Source organism: Chryseobacterium sp. HNCC26DJ241 (assembly GCF_057180505.1).
Genome location: NZ_JBXUGL010000001.1, coordinates 71,353 through 87,712 on the forward strand (window position 1 = coordinate 71,353; position 16,360 = coordinate 87,712).

Here is a 16,360-nt window from a genome sequence, read left to right on the forward strand (position 1 = left end):
GATCAGCACATTAAAAATAATACGATAATTGTAATTCCAATTTGTAATCTGAAAAATTGGACATTCATATTTATTAAATTTTTCTTATCAATTCAAATTTAGTTACAGGTTGATAAATCAATGGTGCATGTTCTACTTCAACATCGTTTTTATCAAGTCCGAAGGCATCATTATCACTTTGTGCCATTTTTTTCAGAAAGAAGTAAGAGTTCAGGAGAATACCTTCGCGAAGTGCAAATTCATTTTCCACTGAAAGAAATTTTTCAATAACAATAAACTTGAAGTCGGGCTCGTCGTTATATTTAGTGGAACCATCAGGATGAATGTGAAGATTCAGTTCTTTATTTTTCACTAATTCTTGCACAATTTTTTTGAAATACATTTCTGTTTTCGGTTGAATTTTGAAGCCAACATTGATATTGATTTTTATAAGCTTATCATCTATAAGTTCGGTTACATCATAAGAAAGGGTATAAGGTGTTTCTATATAATTGATATGGATAAACCAATATACATCAGCACGTTTAGGTTTTTTTGCAAATATTGATTTGATGATCTTCTCCTCCACTTCATGTCTTCGATTGGCTTTTGTAAGATAAATAAGATGAGTAGAAAATTTTGGAATTTCTCTATCTGAGCTCAGTTCTTTGATTTTTTCTGCATATTTTCCTAAATCTACAAAATGAGTAAAACGGTTATTGATTTTTCTGGCATAATACCAAACATACATTGTAAGGAAAATAAACAATTCAAAAAACAGGAACATCCATCTTTCCTTAATTTTAGCCACGTTTGCAACAAAGAAAGATGTTTCTACCAAAACAAAAACTGCCAAAATTGCAAATACTATAAATTTATTCCATTTTAGCTTATAGATAAGGAAAAAACCAAGCAGATAAGTTGTCATCATCATAGCAATTGTAATGGAAAAACCGTAAGCTGCTTCCATATGTCCGGATTCTTTAAAGTATAAAATCATCAGAATACAGCCAAACCAAAGAATAGTATTAATGCTCGGAATATAAACCTGCCCTTTCATTTCGGTTGGTTGGCGCACTTTTACTCTTGGGTAAAAATTCAGGTTAATAGCTTCGCTGATTAATGTAAAAGATCCGCTTATTAAAGCCTGTGAAGCAATAATAGTAGCTGAAGTGGCAATAATAATACTCGGAATTAAAAAACCATTCGGAATAATTTCAAAAAATGGATTTCTGCCATCCAAAACATTACTATTCTGATGCATCATCCATGCAGCTTGCCCTAAATAATTAACTATTAAGCTCATTTTTACAAAAATCCATGTAATTCTGATATTTTTAATTCCGCAATGTCCCAAATCCGAATACAATGCTTCTGCACCAGTGGTACATAAAAATACAGCTCCTAAAAGCCAAAAACCTTTCGGATATTGAGTAAGCAATTCGTATGCATAATGTGGACTCAGTGCTTTTATAATTTCGGGATGTTTGGTAATAGCTATGCTTCCTACAACAAGAAGCATTGTGAACCATATTGACATAATTGGTCCGAAAAATCTTCCTATTTTTTCGGTTCCGAAACGTTGAAAAAAAAATAATACTGAAAGTATAAAAATCACGATTCCGATGGTAATACCATTTCCGGGAACAATGATTTTTTCCAATCCCTTTACCGAATTCAAACCCTCAATTGCAGAAGATACGGAAATAGGAGGCGTAATAATACCATCAGCCAATAATGTAGTTGCACCGAGAATGGTAGGAATTACAAGTTTTTTTCCGTATCTGCGAACCAATGCATAAAGTGAAAAAATACCACCTTCTCCATCATTATCTGCTTTTAATGTAAGCCAAATATATTTTGCGGTAGTCTGAATCAGAAGTGTCCAGAAAATACAGGAAACTCCTCCATAAACCAAAATTTCTGTAATAGGACGATCACCAATAACGGCACGAAGTGCATACAGCGGACTGGTTCCTATATCTCCATAAATAATTCCGAGTGCTACTAGCAAAGAAGCGGCTGTTACTTTTTGAAGGGATAAATCATTTTGCTTTTGCATTTTTTTAAAATTTTATAATGCAAAATTGTTTCAAAAAGCATTAGTGAAATATAAAAATTAAAAAGAAGATATAAAGAAAATATAAAGATGAAACACCTTATTGAAAACGATAACCGATACCACTTTCAGTAATAATATGTATTGGTTGATTCGGATTGTCTTCTATTTTTTTTCGTAAACTCCCTACAAAAACCCTAAGATACTGTGTCTCTGTCTGATAAGCAACTCCCCAAACTTCTTTTAATATAATTTGATGTGTCATAACGCTTCCTTCATTCTTAGCAAAAAGAGCCAGTAAATTGAATTCTGTAGAAGTGAGTTTGAGAATTTCTCCATTTCTAAAAACAGTTCTCGCAGATAAATTAATCTGCAGATTGCCAATTTCTATAATATTAGAAACTGAAACCGGCTCATTCTTTCTGATTGCAGAACGTATTCTTGCTAATAACTCTGCTGTACGAAAAGGTTTTGAAAGATAATCAGTAGCACCATTATCCAAAGCATTCACAATATCTTCCTCTCCATTTTGTACAGAAAGGATAATAATAGCTTTGTTGTACCATAGGCGCAATTCTTTGAGAACTTCATGTCCATTTTTGTCCGGCAAACCTATATCAAGAAGAATAAGTTCAGGAGGATGATTGGCAGACAAAATAATTCCTTCTTTTCCAGTTTCTGCAAGCCTTACTTTATAGCCGTTACTTTCCAGAGTGATCTCAAGAAGTTTCCTAATTTGCGGTTCATCATCTATAACTAAAATCTCGGTTTTACTCATTTTTTAGATTATTAATATAGGATAATTCCGACGGAATTGTAATCGTAAATTTTGCACCACCATCAGGATTATTTTCAAGTTTTACGATTCCATTCTGCGCTTCTGCAAAACCTTTTGCAATGGAAAGTCCCAAACCGCTTCCTCCTGATTTAGAACCAGGCAATCGATAAAATTTTTCAAAAACTTTTGAAATTTCATTTTCAGGAAAACCGTTACCATTATCAGAAATCGTGATAACGCATTTTCCATTTTCTTCTTTAACTGAAATTTCGATTTTGCTTCCATTTGGCGTATATTGGATAGCATTATGCAAGATATTCAGCAATATCTGTTCTGTAAAACCGGTATCAATTTTAAAAAGCGGTAGATGTTCATTAGGTGCAAATATAATTTCAGATCCATTATTTATTGTCACTTTTTGAATAATGGAATGGATAAGTTCATTTATTTCGCACCAATCGGCTTTCGGTTTCAAAATTCCACTTTCCAGCCGGCTCATATTCAGTATATTTTCTACCTGTCTGTTCAATCTCAACCCAGCTTTTCCTATTTCACCCAATAAATCGTTTTTCTGTAATTCTGAAAGTTGATTATTATTTTCTTTTAATACATCTACAGAACCTATTATAGCAGAAATAGGTGTTCGCAATTCATGGGAAAGAGAATTAAAAAGCGTGTTGTATAGTTTTATTGTATGTTCTTTTTCTTCATTATCTCTCGCTTTTTTTTCAGATTTTTTTATATTGAAAGTAAGAATGGTGTTCAACAAAGCAATTATAAAATATGATAAAAACATGAGCGTATCTTCAGTATTATTAATATTGAAAGTAAATAATGGAGGAATAAAAAAATAATTCCAAATGAAAGCGCTCAAAATTGCAGATATCAATACCGGAAAAATATCGAATAGCATTGCCAAAACGGAAACTGTCATCAATAAAATAAGGGCAACTGTTCTATAACTTACTATTCCTTTTACTGAAAAACATACGATGGAAATAATAAAAACCACAGCAATACTTATAATGTATTGCAATGAATGGGGTAATTTCCGGGTTTCTGAGATATTCACGGTTTATTCTTTGAAACTATAAAAATAATCAAACCGATATAAAGATTTTATAAAATTTTACATAAAAAACTGCCTCAAAAAAAGACAGTTTATATTGTATTTATTCCCATTCAATTGTTGCAGGTGGCTTGCTGGAAATATCATACACAACTCTATTAATTCCCCGAACTTCATTGATAATTCTGTTGGACACAATTTCCAAAAAATCGTAAGGAAGTCTGCTCCATGTTGCCGTCATAAAATCTATAGTATTAGCAGAACGAACAGCCGCAGTATATTCATACGTTCTTTCGTCTCCCATAACTCCAACTGATTTTACCGGAAGCAAAACCACAAAAGCCTGCGAAACTTTCTCGTATAAATCATGTTTGTATAATTCTTCAATGAAAATATCATCGGCTTCCTGCAAAATCTTTACTTTTTCAGCACCTACTTCACCTAAAATTCTGATTCCTAAACCAGGACCAGGAAACGGATGTCTGTAAACCAAATGATGCGGAATTCCCAATTCTTCGCCTACTTTTCTTACTTCATCTTTGAAAAGTTCACGAAGCGGTTCCAAAAGTTCAAGTTTCATTTCTTCCGGAAGTCCACCTACATTATGATGAGATTTGATAACAGCAGATGGTCCTTTTACAGACTGAGATTCAATAACATCGGGATAGATCGTTCCTTGTGCTAAAAATTTTGCACCCTCGAATTGGTGCGATTCTTCATCGAAAACAGAGATAAATTCATTTCCGATAATTTTTCTTTTTTGTTCCGGATCGGAAATTCCGGCCAATTTGGAAAGAAATCTTTCCGATGCATCTACCATTTTGATATTCATGTGAAAATGCTCACCATAATTTTCCATTACTTTTTTGCCTTCGTCTTTTCTTAAAAGTCCAGTATCTACAAAAATGCAATTCAATTGGTCACCAATCGCTTTATGAATAAGAACGGCTGCTACAGAAGAATCCACACCTCCGGAAAGCCCAAGAATTACTTTTTCGTTCCCGACTTTTTCACGGATTTCGTCTATCGTCCTTTCAATATAATTGGTTAATTTCCAGTTTTTTTCAGCTTTACAAACATGAAAAACAAAGTTTTCAAGCATTTTTGCGCCTTCTTCCGTATGTGAAACCTCAGGATGAAACTGAAATGCAAAAATATTTTTGTTTTCATTTGCCATTGCTGCAATTACATCCGATTTTCCGGAGATTTCAAAACCTTCGGGAACGGTTTCCACTTCATCAAAATGACTCATCCAAACCGTAGAATTTTTGGAAATTCCGGACAAGACAGAATTGGATTTCAAAATTTCAAAATTGGCTTTTCCGTATTCACCTTTTGTTCCTTTTTTTACCTTTCCACCCAAAAGATGAGCCGTGAGCTGCATTCCATAGCAAATTCCCAGAACCGGAATTCCTAAATCAAAAATTTCTTTATCTACCAAATGAGCTTCTTCTGCATTCACAGAACTTGGACCACCGGAAAGAATAATACCTACCGGCTTTTTTTCAAGAATTTCTGATAAAGCTGTATTGAATGGCAACACTTCCGAATATACTCCAAAATCTCTTATTCTTCTGGCAATAAGCTGGTTGTATTGTGAACCAAAATCTAAAATGATAATTCCGTTTTGCATTGTTGTATAAAATGATAAAATAACTGTTAATTTTTTTGACTACAAAAATTTTAAAAAACTATTCCTTATTTCGCAGCCGTTAGAAAAATAAAAAGCCCCGATTTTTTCGGGGCATATTTAAAACTTACCAATATCTTCTCTGTAGTATTCATAATCATACTGAACAGAAACCACATCTTCATATACTTTTTTACGAGCTTCTTCATAGGTTTTTCCGGTAGCAACAAGATTTAAAACTCTTCCTCCGGTTGTAATAATGCTATCTCCCTGTCTGGAAGCTCCTGCAAAAAATACCTGACTATTCTTTACTCTGTCGATATGTTTTACTTCATAGCCGATTTCATATTTTCCGGGATAACCTCCGGAACACATTACAAGACAAACTGCTTTTTCGTCTTTGAATTTCAAGTTTATCTCTTTTCCTTCAAGACAATCGTGGATTACATCTAAAAGATTATTCTCCAAAAGCGGCATCAAAACCTGAGTTTCAGGATCTCCGAATCTCATGTTATATTCCAAAAGATAAACACCTTTCGAAGTCACCATCAAGCCAAAGAAAATTACTCCTTTAAACTGAAGTTTCTGAGACTCTAATCCGGCAATGGTAGGTTTTAGAATATTTTCTGTAAAATCTGCCATATGTTCTGCGGTAAATTGCGGACTTGGAGCTACTGTTCCCATTCCTCCTGTATTGTTTCCTTTGTCTCCATTTCCGGCTCTTTTATAATCTTTCACAGGAATACATGGAAATAAATTTTTTCCATTGGAAAAAGCAATTACGGAAGCCTCAAAACCGTCGAGATATTCCTCAATAATAAGCTGAATTCCAGCATCTCCATGAATTCTGTCAATCATAAAAGAACGGATCACAGATTTTGCTTCATCCAGATCATCACAAATTACCACTCCTTTTCCACCGGCAAGTCCACTTGCTTTTATTACTAAAGGAAATTCCTGATTTTCTACATATTTTATAGCATCATTGTAAGCATCAAAAATTTCTGCTTTTGCAGTTTTAATTCCGTTGGCTTGCATGAATTTTTTAGAAAAAGCCTTGCTTCCTTCCAGTTCGGCAGCACGCTTTTTTGGCCCAAAAACCAAAAGATTATGATTTTTAAAATCATCTACCAAACCTTCTACCAAAGGAGCTTCCGGACCTACAATCGTAAGATCTATCTTTTCTCTAAGAGCAAAATTACGAAGTGCAACTATATCGTTTTCATAAACATTTTTTCCCCAATTATCCGTAGAAGCGTTTCCTTTTGCAAAATACATTTTGGAAATTCTCGAATCATCTTTCAGTTTCCATGCGAGAGCGGACTCTCTCCCACCGTTACCTACAATTAATACTTTCATATTTTATAATGTAATTATTTTAATTCTCAAAAATACGTTTTGAGCAGGATATTTCAAAGTGATTTTTGACAGTTTCTCATTATTTTTAATGAAGGAAATGTCTCATTCCCGTAAACATCATTGGAATTTTGTGTTCATTGGCCGCATCTATACTGTCTTGGTCTTTTACACTTCCTCCCGGCTGAATGATTGCTTCAATATTTTCTTTGGCGCAAAAATCTACGACATCACTAAACGGAAAAAACGCATCGGAAGCCAAAACCAAATTTCCCGAAAATTTTTCTTTTGCTCTTTCCACAGCTTGTTGAGTTGCCCAAATTCGGTTTACTTGTCCGCCTCCGATTCCTAAAGCCTGAACTCCGTTTGAAACCACAATAGCATTTGATTTTACATATTTTACCACTCTTTGTGCAAACAATAGTGCTTTCTTTTGATCTTCTGTAGGCTGAATTTCGGTAACCACCTTTATATCTTCAGAAAATTGATTGTCATTATCCTGAACCAAAATACCGCCATCTACTTTTACCCAAGTTTGTTTATCCAAAACCGGATTTTTAATTTTTATAATCCTTACATTTTTCTTTTTTCTTAAAATTTCTAAGGCGTTTTCATCAAAATCTGTTGCCATTACAATTTCAAGGAACGTTTTATTAAGCTCTTCTGCTGTTGCTGCATCCACTTTGTAATTCATCCCGATAATTCCTCCAAAAATGGAAACGGGATCACATTCAAAAGTTTTCTGATAGGTTTCTAAAGCGGAACTACCTATTGCAACTCCGCATGGTGTAGAATGTTTTACGGCACAACAAGCCATTTCATTTTTAAATTCATTCACCACTTTCCAACAAAGATCCATGTCACGAATATTATTGAAAGACAATTCTTTACCTCCCAAAATTTCAAAATCTTTCATTGCCCCGTTTTCGGAAGTAGAAACATAATACGCAGCCGACTGATGCGGATTTTCACCATATCTTAAATCTGAAACTTTTTTGTAAGAAGCATTAAGATATGTTGGATATTCTTCGTCCAAAAGCATTTTGGAAATGGCTGCATCGTAAGCAGAGGTAAGATTGAAAACTTTTCCTGCGAGCTGCTTTCTGGTTTCGGGTTTAGAGTTTCCGGTTTCTTCTATTTCCTGCTGAATTTTAGCATAATCTTCAACATCTGTAATCACCGTTACAGATTCAAAATTTTTAGCTGCCGAACGAAGCATTGAAGGTCCGCCAATATCGATAAATTCTACCTTTTCTTGCAAAGAAATATCTTTACTCACATTTTCAAAAAATGGATAAAGATTCACAATCACCATATCTATCAAGCCAATTTCATGCTGCTGAACGGTTTTCATGTGTTCTTCATTGGAGCGAACCGCCAAAAGTCCACCATGGACTTTTGGATGCAATGTTTTTACTCTTCCATCTAACATTTCAGGAAAACTGGTAATTTCATCAATCTGAATCGGGTTTAATCCCGAATCTTTCAAATGTTTGAACGTTCCTCCTGTAGAAATCAGTTCATAATTTTGGTCTTCCAAAAATTTTGCAAAATCTGTTAATCCGTTTTTGTCCGAAACACTTATCAATGCTCGTTTCTTCATTTTATATTTTCTTTTTATTATTCAATACTTAATTAAGCCTTAAAAGATTTTGTTAAATCTTATTTCTTAAATTTTCTTTTACAGAACCAAACCATTCATTTCTGATAATACTTAAAACTATTGCGTCTATCCGATTTCCTTTTGCATCAAAAGCAAAATTTCTCATCACTCCTTCTTCTACACAACCAATACTCTTCATCGCCGCAATACTCCTATTATTCAGATTATTAGCTCGAAAACCTACTCTTTCTACTTCCCATATTTCAAATGCAAATTCCAACATCAGATATTTACAGTTTTTATTAACATGAGTTCCCTGATATTTTTTTCCGTACCAAGTAAATCCTATTTCAAGGGTTTTATTGTATTCGTTTATCAGATAAAATCTGGTACTTCCGATAGCTTTCTGGCTTTCTTTGTCGAAAACAATAAAAGGATAATCCGTTTTATTTTCTTTATTTTTTAAAGCCGTTGAAATGTATCTTCTTAAATTTTCACGACTGTTTGGTCCTAATGCATTGAACTGCCATATTTCCGGTTCATTCTCAGAATATTCTAATAATAAATCAAAATCTAACTCTTCTAACGGACGTAAAAGAACTTTATCGTTTTCTAAAATATATTCTTTTGTTAAATCTATCATACTCTATATTTGTGTTTCACGCATTCCCCTCTTTTGAAAGAGGGGTGCCGAAGGCGGGGTGTTAGATATGTTATGAAAAATGATCAATAATAAAATCTTCCAGTTCCTTCATCACGTTCACTATGTCGTTTTTAATCCTAAAATCTGAAATTCTAAAAATTTTTAAATCTAAAGATTCTAAAAATTGTTGTCTTTTATCATCATATTCCTCTTTATCATCATGACTGGTACCATCTATTTCTATTACTACTCCTAAAGACTTTATGTAAAAATCCACTATGTAGTTTCCTATAATTCTTTGCCTGTCAAAATCTATATTATGAAACTCTTTATTCCTTACTTGCTTCCAAAAAATTACTTCAGAAAGTACATATCCTTTTCTCAAACTTCTTGCTTTTGTCAAAAGTTCTTTGTTTTTAGGAAGTGTAACTATTTTTCTTCGGAAAACTTCAATTCCATAAATGTATGTTAAGCTCTTTTTTTCCATTTATCAAATTTTACACACCCCGCCTTTCGGCACCCCTCTTTTTAGAGGGGAAAATTTAGGATTTTATTAATAGCTTTCGGGAAAATTTCATACTCAAGTTGGTAAATTTTTTGGGCTAAAATTTCCGGCGTATCATTTTCTGTAATTTCAACCTTAGCCTGAATAATAATTTCACCTTCATCAATACCAGAAGTAACGAAATGTACAGTTGCCCCGCTTTCTTTTTCTTTAGCCTCAATTACGGCATTATGAACATTCATTCCCCACATTCCTTTTCCTCCGTATTTAGGCAATAAAGCAGGGTGAATATTTATAATTTTACCTTCCCAATTTTCACAAAATTCAGGCTTTAAAATAGATAGAAATCCTGCTAAAACAATAAGATCAGTGTTCGATGGAATTATTTTACTTAATTCATTGCTGAAGTTTTTTCCTCTGGGAATTAATATGTTTTCCAAATTGTGATTTTGAGCTCTTTCCAAACCATAACATTCTCTGTCTGCAACCACCAGATTGATTTTTGCATTCTGAATTTCATTATTATCGATACTGTCAATGATTCTTTGAAGATTGGTTCCTGACCCGGAAACGAGTACAACTATGTTTTTCATATTATTAATGTAACAATGTATCAGTCTAACAATGTAACAATATTTTCAAATTGGTAAGCTGTTATATTGCTATATGTACATTAAATAGAAAGATTTATCTTTTCGTTTCCTTTAACTATTTCACCAATTTCATAAGCATCATCCGAAAGATGCAATACTTTTTCTGCATGCTCTGCATCTACTACTACAACCATTCCAACACCCATATTAAATGTACCAAACATTTCTTCACGGGCAATATTTCCTCTTTTTTCAAGCTCTAACATGATACTTGGAATTTTAATTTTAGAGGCATCTATGTTTGCACACAATCCATCAGGAATAATTCTTGGTATATTTTCGTATAAACCGCCTCCCGTAATATGGGCAATTCCGTATATTTTTATTTCTTCTAATAATTTATGAATGTCTTGATAATACAACTTGGTAGGAACCAATAACGTTTCATACAAAGGTTTTCCTTCAAATTCTTCTTCAAAATCAGGAAATATTTTCCTCACCAAAGAAAACCCGTTAGAGTGAAATCCCGAGCTTGGCAAAGCAATAATTTTATCTCCTTTTTTTATTTGGGAACCATCTATAATTTGATCCTTTTCTACAATCCCGACACAAAAACCCGCAACATCGTAATCTCCAGGCTGGTACATTCCGGGCATTTCGGCTGTTTCACCACCAATTAATGCGCAATTATTATCTTTACATGCTTTCACCATTCCTAACACTATTTCTGCAGCAATTTCAGAATCTAATTTTCCACAAGCTAAATAATCTAAGAAAAATAAGGGTTTTGCACCATGACACAAAATATCATTAGCACACATCGCAAAACAGTCTATACCAATAGAATCATATTTTTTGGTATCTAATGCTATTTTTAGCTTAGTTCCTACTCCATCTGTTCCGGAAACCAAAACCGGATTTTTGTATCCACCGATTTCATAGAATGCCCCAAAACTTCCAAGATGGTTCAATACATTCGGATTATGGGTTTCGCCTACTGCTTTTTTTATTTTGTCAACAGTTTTATACCCTTCTTCTTTATCTACACCTGCTGATTTATATGTATTATTCATTTTCAAAATTTTAAAAAAGCATTCCGAAAAAAGATAGTTTTACACTATATAGTAGAAAACCTCCTTTTCCGGAATACTTTACGTTTCATTACTTTACTTTCATTTTCTCTGAAAACTGAAATTTTCAGAATCTTTATTGATTTACTTCAAACTTTCTTAAATAAAAAAGCCGACAATCTTGCAGATTATCGGCCGTATTTTTTCAGACACTTTTAGAGTCAAATTTATTCACCTCTTTACTACAAGGTGGAAAATTGCTAAACGTTATCCTATTTTTCATTTTCTTACTTTGTACAAATTTACAAAAATTAAATTAATTATCCAGTTCGGATTTTATTTTTTGAATTTTGTTTTCTAATTCTTTTTGTTTTTCTTCATTAATGATTCCTTTTCCTTCTTCAAAATTATCTTTGAATTTTGGCAATGAAAATGTTTCCAAAATATTTGCACCACTGAAAGGCGATCTTGCTTCAAAAGCAGCCAAAACATGTTTTCCGCCACCAGGTCCGGTAGCTGTAGCCATAAGAAAAGTAGGTTTTTCTCCAAAATGTTTGCGGTCTTTTATTCTGGAAATCCAGTCGAATACATTCTTGAATGCTGCTGTATAAGTACTGTTGTGTTCTGCTAAAGAAATCAACAATAAATCGGAAGCATCAATTTTTTCTGCAAATTCCAAAGCCAGATTTGGGATACCGTCATGATTTTCACGATCAATGGTAAAAATTGGCATTTCATAATCGTGCAAATCAAGAACTTCCACTTCATGATTTTGAAACTGATCTGCTACATGCGTTACTAATTTTTTATTAATAGACTCTCTTGAGCTACTTCCTGCAAATGCCAGTATTTTCATATTTTTTAAAGATTTTTCGATTTTATAAGCAAAACCTTGCCAGAAAAAAAATCCTGACAAGGTGTCATAATATAAATATTTTTAAAGTTTTGGCAATTCCATTGGAATTTCCATTAAAAGAATTTCAGAATCATCTAAAGATTCAATATCTAAATTGTCCGTTTCCCAAATTCCGAGTCCATCTTTTTCAGAAAGTTCTTTTCCCGCAATTATTGCTTTTCCTTTAATTACAAAAGCATAGACTCCGTTTCCTTCTTTGTGCAATTTATAATTTTTTGAAGTTCCTTTGTCAAATTTTGCCAGATTAAACCAAGCATCCTGATGAATCCAAACTCCTTCATCATCTGGATTTGGCGACAAAATTTGCTGAAAATCGTTTCGGATTTCTTTTTCTCTGATATTTATTTGATCATATCTTGGCGCTACTCCATTTTCTCTGGGAATTACCCAGATCTGCAAAAATTTTACAGGTGTATCCGCTGCGTTCTCCTCGCTGTGCATAATTCCAGTTCCGGCAGACATTACTTGGATGTCACCATTTCTGATGATTCCGGAATTTCCCATATTATCTCCGTGTCGCAAATCTCCTTCCAAAGGAACGGAAATAATCTCCATATCACGATGTGGATGCATCCCAAAACCCATATTTCCTTCTACAAAGTCGTCATTTAGAACTCGTAAAACTCCAAAATTTGTTCTTTCAGGATCATAATAATTACTAAAACTAAATGTATGATAGCTTTTCAGCCAACCATGATTTGCATATCCTCTGCTTTCTGCTTTATGATAAATTGTTTTCATAAATAAAATATCTCATTTTTTACTTTGTGGTGCAAATTTCAGTAATAGCTAAATAAAAATTGTTGATATAAGATAAGAACGAAAAAATCCACCAAAATATGGCGGATTTTATGATAAGAATAATTTTTTCTTAAAAATGAATCTGTTGAATTTCTTCTTCTATTTCTTTAGGAGTTTCTTTTTCCTCTTTTATAAATATTAAAGTAACAATAGAAGCAATCAACATACAAACTCCACCAACTACAACATAATCAATAGCCATATTTCCAAAAACATTTGAAACAATAGGACCACCAAAAATTCCGTTTACAATCTGAGGAATTACAATAAAGAAATTGAAAATTCCCATATAAACTCCCATTTTTCTTGCTGGGATAGAATCAATGAGCATAGCATAAGGCATTGCTAAAATACTTGCCCAAGCAAAACCAAGACCTATCATAGAAATCCAAAGATTGTTCACATCTTTAATAAAATACATGGAAATCAATCCTAAACCTCCACATAATAAAGCCAAAGCATGGGTTTGCTTTTTCCCAATAAATTTAGCAATTGGTGTTAACGCAAATGCAAAAAATATAGCATAAAAGTTATATCTTCCAAATAAATGTCCTGTTAAATCTCCAGCCTGATTGAATTTTTCTGAGCTGGTATCTTCCGGAGAAAGTCCAAAATGATGAGTTGCCAATGCACTGGTGGTAAAAACCCACATCGTAAATAAAGCAAACCAAGAAAAAAACTGAACAATTCCCAATTTTTTCATCTGATTCGGAATATTAGCAAAATCTTTAAAAATATCAGAAAACTTAGAATGCTCTTCTACAATTTCTTTTCCATCTGCAAATTCTGCAAATTCTTGAGGAGAATATTCACGTGTGGTAAAAATAGTATAAAGAATAGATAAAATAAGAACACCCGCACCAATATAAAAAGCATAAATTACATTATTGGCTACATAACCTTCTGGAGCTACATTGGAAACTCCCCATTTGGTAAGCCATCCCGGTAAATCTGAGCCTATAACTGCACCAATTCCAATTAAAATAGTTTGAACTGAAAATCCTACTGTTCCCTGATGTTTTGGAAGCATATCTCCTACCAAAGCACGGAAAGGCTCCATCGCAATATTAACAGAAGCATCCATCATTGCAAGAAAAATTACTGCCAACAAAAGTACATTTGCAGCAATCAAATGAGTAACAGACGCGGCGTTTGGAAGCAAAACCAAACCAATGGCACAAAGAACGGCACCAATTAAAAAATAGGGTTTTCTTCTACCAAGCGGACTCCAAGTATTATCGCCCATGTGTCCGATAATTGGCTGAACAATGAGCCCTGTAATTGGAGCTACTAACCAAAACCACGATAATTCATGAACGTCTGCTCCCAAATTTGCAAGAATCCTACTTGCGTTTCCATTCTGTAAACCGAATGCCATCTGAATTCCCAAAAATCCCATACTCATGTTGATAATCTGTAGAATGGAAAGATTAGGTTTTATTTTTTTTGCCATAGTTTATATTATGATTGATAAATGATTATTTAATTCTTCTTATTTTTTTAATTCTAAAATTAATGCAATTTTTGGTGAAACTGTTAATGTATTTGAAGCATCCAATTTATAGGTTTTTCCTGAAATAATATCTGTCCCGGCAGAATAATTTTTCAAAGATTCTCTAAATCGTGATAAATCAAAAGATTGTTCTTTTTCATTATTATTAAGAACTACCATTACGCTTTCATTTTCATTATATCGAAAATATACAAAAACACCATTTTGAGGAATATAATTTTTGGTTTTTCCTGTATGTATTACTTCTTTTCCCTTTCTCCAGCTCAGCAATTTTTGAGTAAAAGAAAAAAATTCTTTTTGCTCAGAAGTTTGTGTAGCAGGATCGAATGCATTTTGTTGATCACTTTTCCAGCCACCTGGAAAATCTCTACGAATATCTGCATCACCACCTTTGTTTTTGTCGCCTCTCATTCCGATTTCAGAACCGTAATAAATTTGCGGAATTCCACGAACGGTAGAAATTAAAGAAAGTGCTAGTTTATAATATTCAGGCTTTGAATCAAACATTTCATTCCATCTTTCCGTATCATGATTTTCAAAGAAAACAAGAAGATTATTAGTATCCGGATAAAGAAAATCGCTTGTAAAAATATTGTATAATTTAATCATACCGGTATCCCAACCTTCTTTTTCTTTCAATGCTTTCGGCAAATCGGCATACAACATAAAATCCATCACTGAAGGAAGATTGGAATTGTAATTTGCTGCTTCACCCACTTTGGAATTTTTTTGCCAAACAGAAATCTGTGCAGCAGTATACAACCATGTTTCACCAACAATATTGAAATTCGGATATTCGTCCGTAATTGCTTTTGCCCATTTTGCCATTGCTTCCTTATCATTGTAAGGATACGTATCAACACGGAGACCTCCCAATTCTGCATATTCGATCCACCAAATTGCATTTTGTGTTAAATATTTTAAAACCAAAGGATTGCTTTGATTAATGTCAGGCATTGTAGTATCAAACCAACCATCCAAAGCCAGTTTTTTATCTATTTCAGAAGCATTGGTATCGAATTGAGTCGTGGTTTTATAATTGGAACGTTTGAATCCTTTTTCTCCATCATTAAACCAATGAATCCAATCTTTCATAGGCAAATCCTGAATCATCCAATGTGAAACTCCCCAATGATTGGTTACATAATCCAAAACGAGCTTCATATTCCGCTTTTTTAACTCTCTGGAAAGTTCACTGTATTCTTCATTAGTTCCGTAGCGTGCATCTATTTTGTATAAATCTGTCTGTGCATAGCCGTGATACGTTGTTGTTTTCTCATTGTCTTCACAAACCGGAGTAAGCCAAACTGCAGTTGCTCCTAAATTTTTAATGTAATCCAAATGACTAATAATTCCCTGTAAATCTCCGCCATGTCTTCCGTTTGGTAGATTTCTGTTTGCTTTTTCGGTAAGATTTGGGCGAGAATCATTGGTTTCATCACCATTTGCAAAACGATCCGGCATAATGAGATACATCACATCTTTGGAACTGAACGATTCCCGATTTGCAGAATTTGGAATTCTCTGTTTTAATTCATAAACATAAGAATCTACTGTCTTTTTTCCGTTTTTAATGGTGATGTTGAATTTCGGAATATTGATTTCGTTGATATTTACCGTTAAAAAAACGTAATTCGGATTTTCAACTTTCTGCAAATTTTTAATCTGAATTCCATCTGATAATTCGATCTGATTCTGAGCAATGTTTTTCCCATAAACCAAAATCTGAAGTTCCGGATTTTTCATTCCTTTCCACCAAAATGCAGGCTCCACTTTTTGGATTTGGGAATTGAATATGGAAAAAAAGCTAAAAGAAAAAAGGAGAAATATTTTTTTCATTCTATA

At 33.4% G+C, this 16,360-nt stretch carries 14 protein-coding genes; all 14 read right to left on the bottom strand.

Annotation, left to right across the window (positions count from 1 at the left end):
* Positions 1-73: 73 nt before the first annotated feature.
* The 14 genes from AC2A1C_RS00325 to AC2A1C_RS00390 all read right to left on the bottom strand — a co-directional run bounded on the left by AC2A1C_RS00325 (position 74) and on the right by AC2A1C_RS00390 (position 16,354).
* The gene (locus AC2A1C_RS00325; protein ID WP_484022347.1) at positions 74-2,041 is read right to left on the bottom strand and encodes a KUP/HAK/KT family potassium transporter; all 1,968 of its coding nucleotides are present in this window, start codon (positions 2,039-2,041) and stop codon (positions 74-76) included.
* A 97-nt stretch (positions 2,042-2,138) separates the two neighbouring features.
* Positions 2,139-2,816 (bottom strand): response regulator, encoded by a 678-nt coding sequence (locus AC2A1C_RS00330; protein ID WP_484022349.1) that lies wholly within the window; start codon positions 2,814-2,816, stop codon positions 2,139-2,141.
* Positions 2,809-3,888: a sensor histidine kinase gene (locus AC2A1C_RS00335; protein WP_484022351.1), complete on the bottom strand. Its 1,080-nt coding sequence runs from the start codon at positions 3,886-3,888 to the stop codon at positions 2,809-2,811. The genes AC2A1C_RS00330 and AC2A1C_RS00335 overlap by 8 nt, the downstream gene beginning before the upstream one ends.
* Positions 3,889-3,988: 100 nt before the next feature.
* Positions 3,989-5,518, bottom strand: coding sequence for a glutamine-hydrolyzing GMP synthase (gene guaA, locus AC2A1C_RS00340; protein ID WP_484022353.1), 1,530 nt, complete (start codon positions 5,516-5,518; stop codon positions 3,989-3,991).
* A gap of 117 nt (positions 5,519-5,635) precedes the next feature.
* Entirely contained in the window at positions 5,636-6,874 is a 1,239-nt protein-coding gene (purD, locus tag AC2A1C_RS00345; RefSeq protein WP_484022355.1) for a phosphoribosylamine--glycine ligase, read from the bottom strand.
* Positions 6,875-6,959: 85 nt separating this feature from the next.
* The gene (gene purH / locus AC2A1C_RS00350; RefSeq protein ID WP_484022357.1) at positions 6,960-8,474 is read right to left on the bottom strand and encodes a bifunctional phosphoribosylaminoimidazolecarboxamide formyltransferase/IMP cyclohydrolase; all 1,515 of its coding nucleotides are present in this window, start codon (positions 8,472-8,474) and stop codon (positions 6,960-6,962) included.
* A 52-nt stretch (positions 8,475-8,526) separates the two neighbouring features.
* Entirely contained in the window at positions 8,527-9,117 is a 591-nt protein-coding gene (locus AC2A1C_RS00355; protein ID WP_484022359.1) for a GNAT family N-acetyltransferase, read from the bottom strand.
* A gap of 70 nt (positions 9,118-9,187) precedes the next feature.
* Complete coding sequence (locus AC2A1C_RS00360) at positions 9,188-9,604, bottom strand: endonuclease domain-containing protein (protein WP_484022361.1); 417 nt, start codon at positions 9,602-9,604, stop codon at positions 9,188-9,190.
* A gap of 41 nt (positions 9,605-9,645) precedes the next feature.
* Complete coding sequence (gene purN, locus AC2A1C_RS00365; protein WP_484022363.1) at positions 9,646-10,215, bottom strand: phosphoribosylglycinamide formyltransferase; 570 nt, start codon at positions 10,213-10,215, stop codon at positions 9,646-9,648.
* A gap of 80 nt (positions 10,216-10,295) precedes the next feature.
* Positions 10,296-11,288 (bottom strand): phosphoribosylformylglycinamidine cyclo-ligase, encoded by a 993-nt coding sequence (gene purM, locus AC2A1C_RS00370; RefSeq protein WP_484022365.1) that lies wholly within the window; start codon positions 11,286-11,288, stop codon positions 10,296-10,298.
* Positions 11,289-11,601: 313 nt separating this feature from the next.
* Positions 11,602-12,141 carry an NADPH-dependent FMN reductase gene (locus tag AC2A1C_RS00375; protein ID WP_484022367.1) on the bottom strand — a complete coding sequence of 180 codons (540 nt, stop codon included), beginning with the start codon at positions 12,139-12,141 and terminating at the stop codon, positions 11,602-11,604.
* Positions 12,142-12,222: 81 nt separating this feature from the next.
* A complete protein-coding gene (locus tag AC2A1C_RS00380) occupies positions 12,223-12,942 on the bottom strand; it encodes a pirin family protein (RefSeq protein ID WP_484022369.1) in 720 nt (239 codons plus the stop codon).
* Between the two features lie 130 nt (positions 12,943-13,072).
* Complete coding sequence (locus tag AC2A1C_RS00385; RefSeq protein WP_484022371.1) at positions 13,073-14,455, bottom strand: MFS transporter; 1,383 nt, start codon at positions 14,453-14,455, stop codon at positions 13,073-13,075.
* 39 nt (positions 14,456-14,494) lie between these two features.
* Positions 14,495-16,354 carry a glycoside hydrolase family 13 protein gene (locus tag AC2A1C_RS00390; RefSeq protein ID WP_484022373.1) on the bottom strand — a complete coding sequence of 620 codons (1,860 nt, stop codon included), beginning with the start codon at positions 16,352-16,354 and terminating at the stop codon, positions 14,495-14,497.
* Positions 16,355-16,360 lie beyond the last annotated feature (6 nt).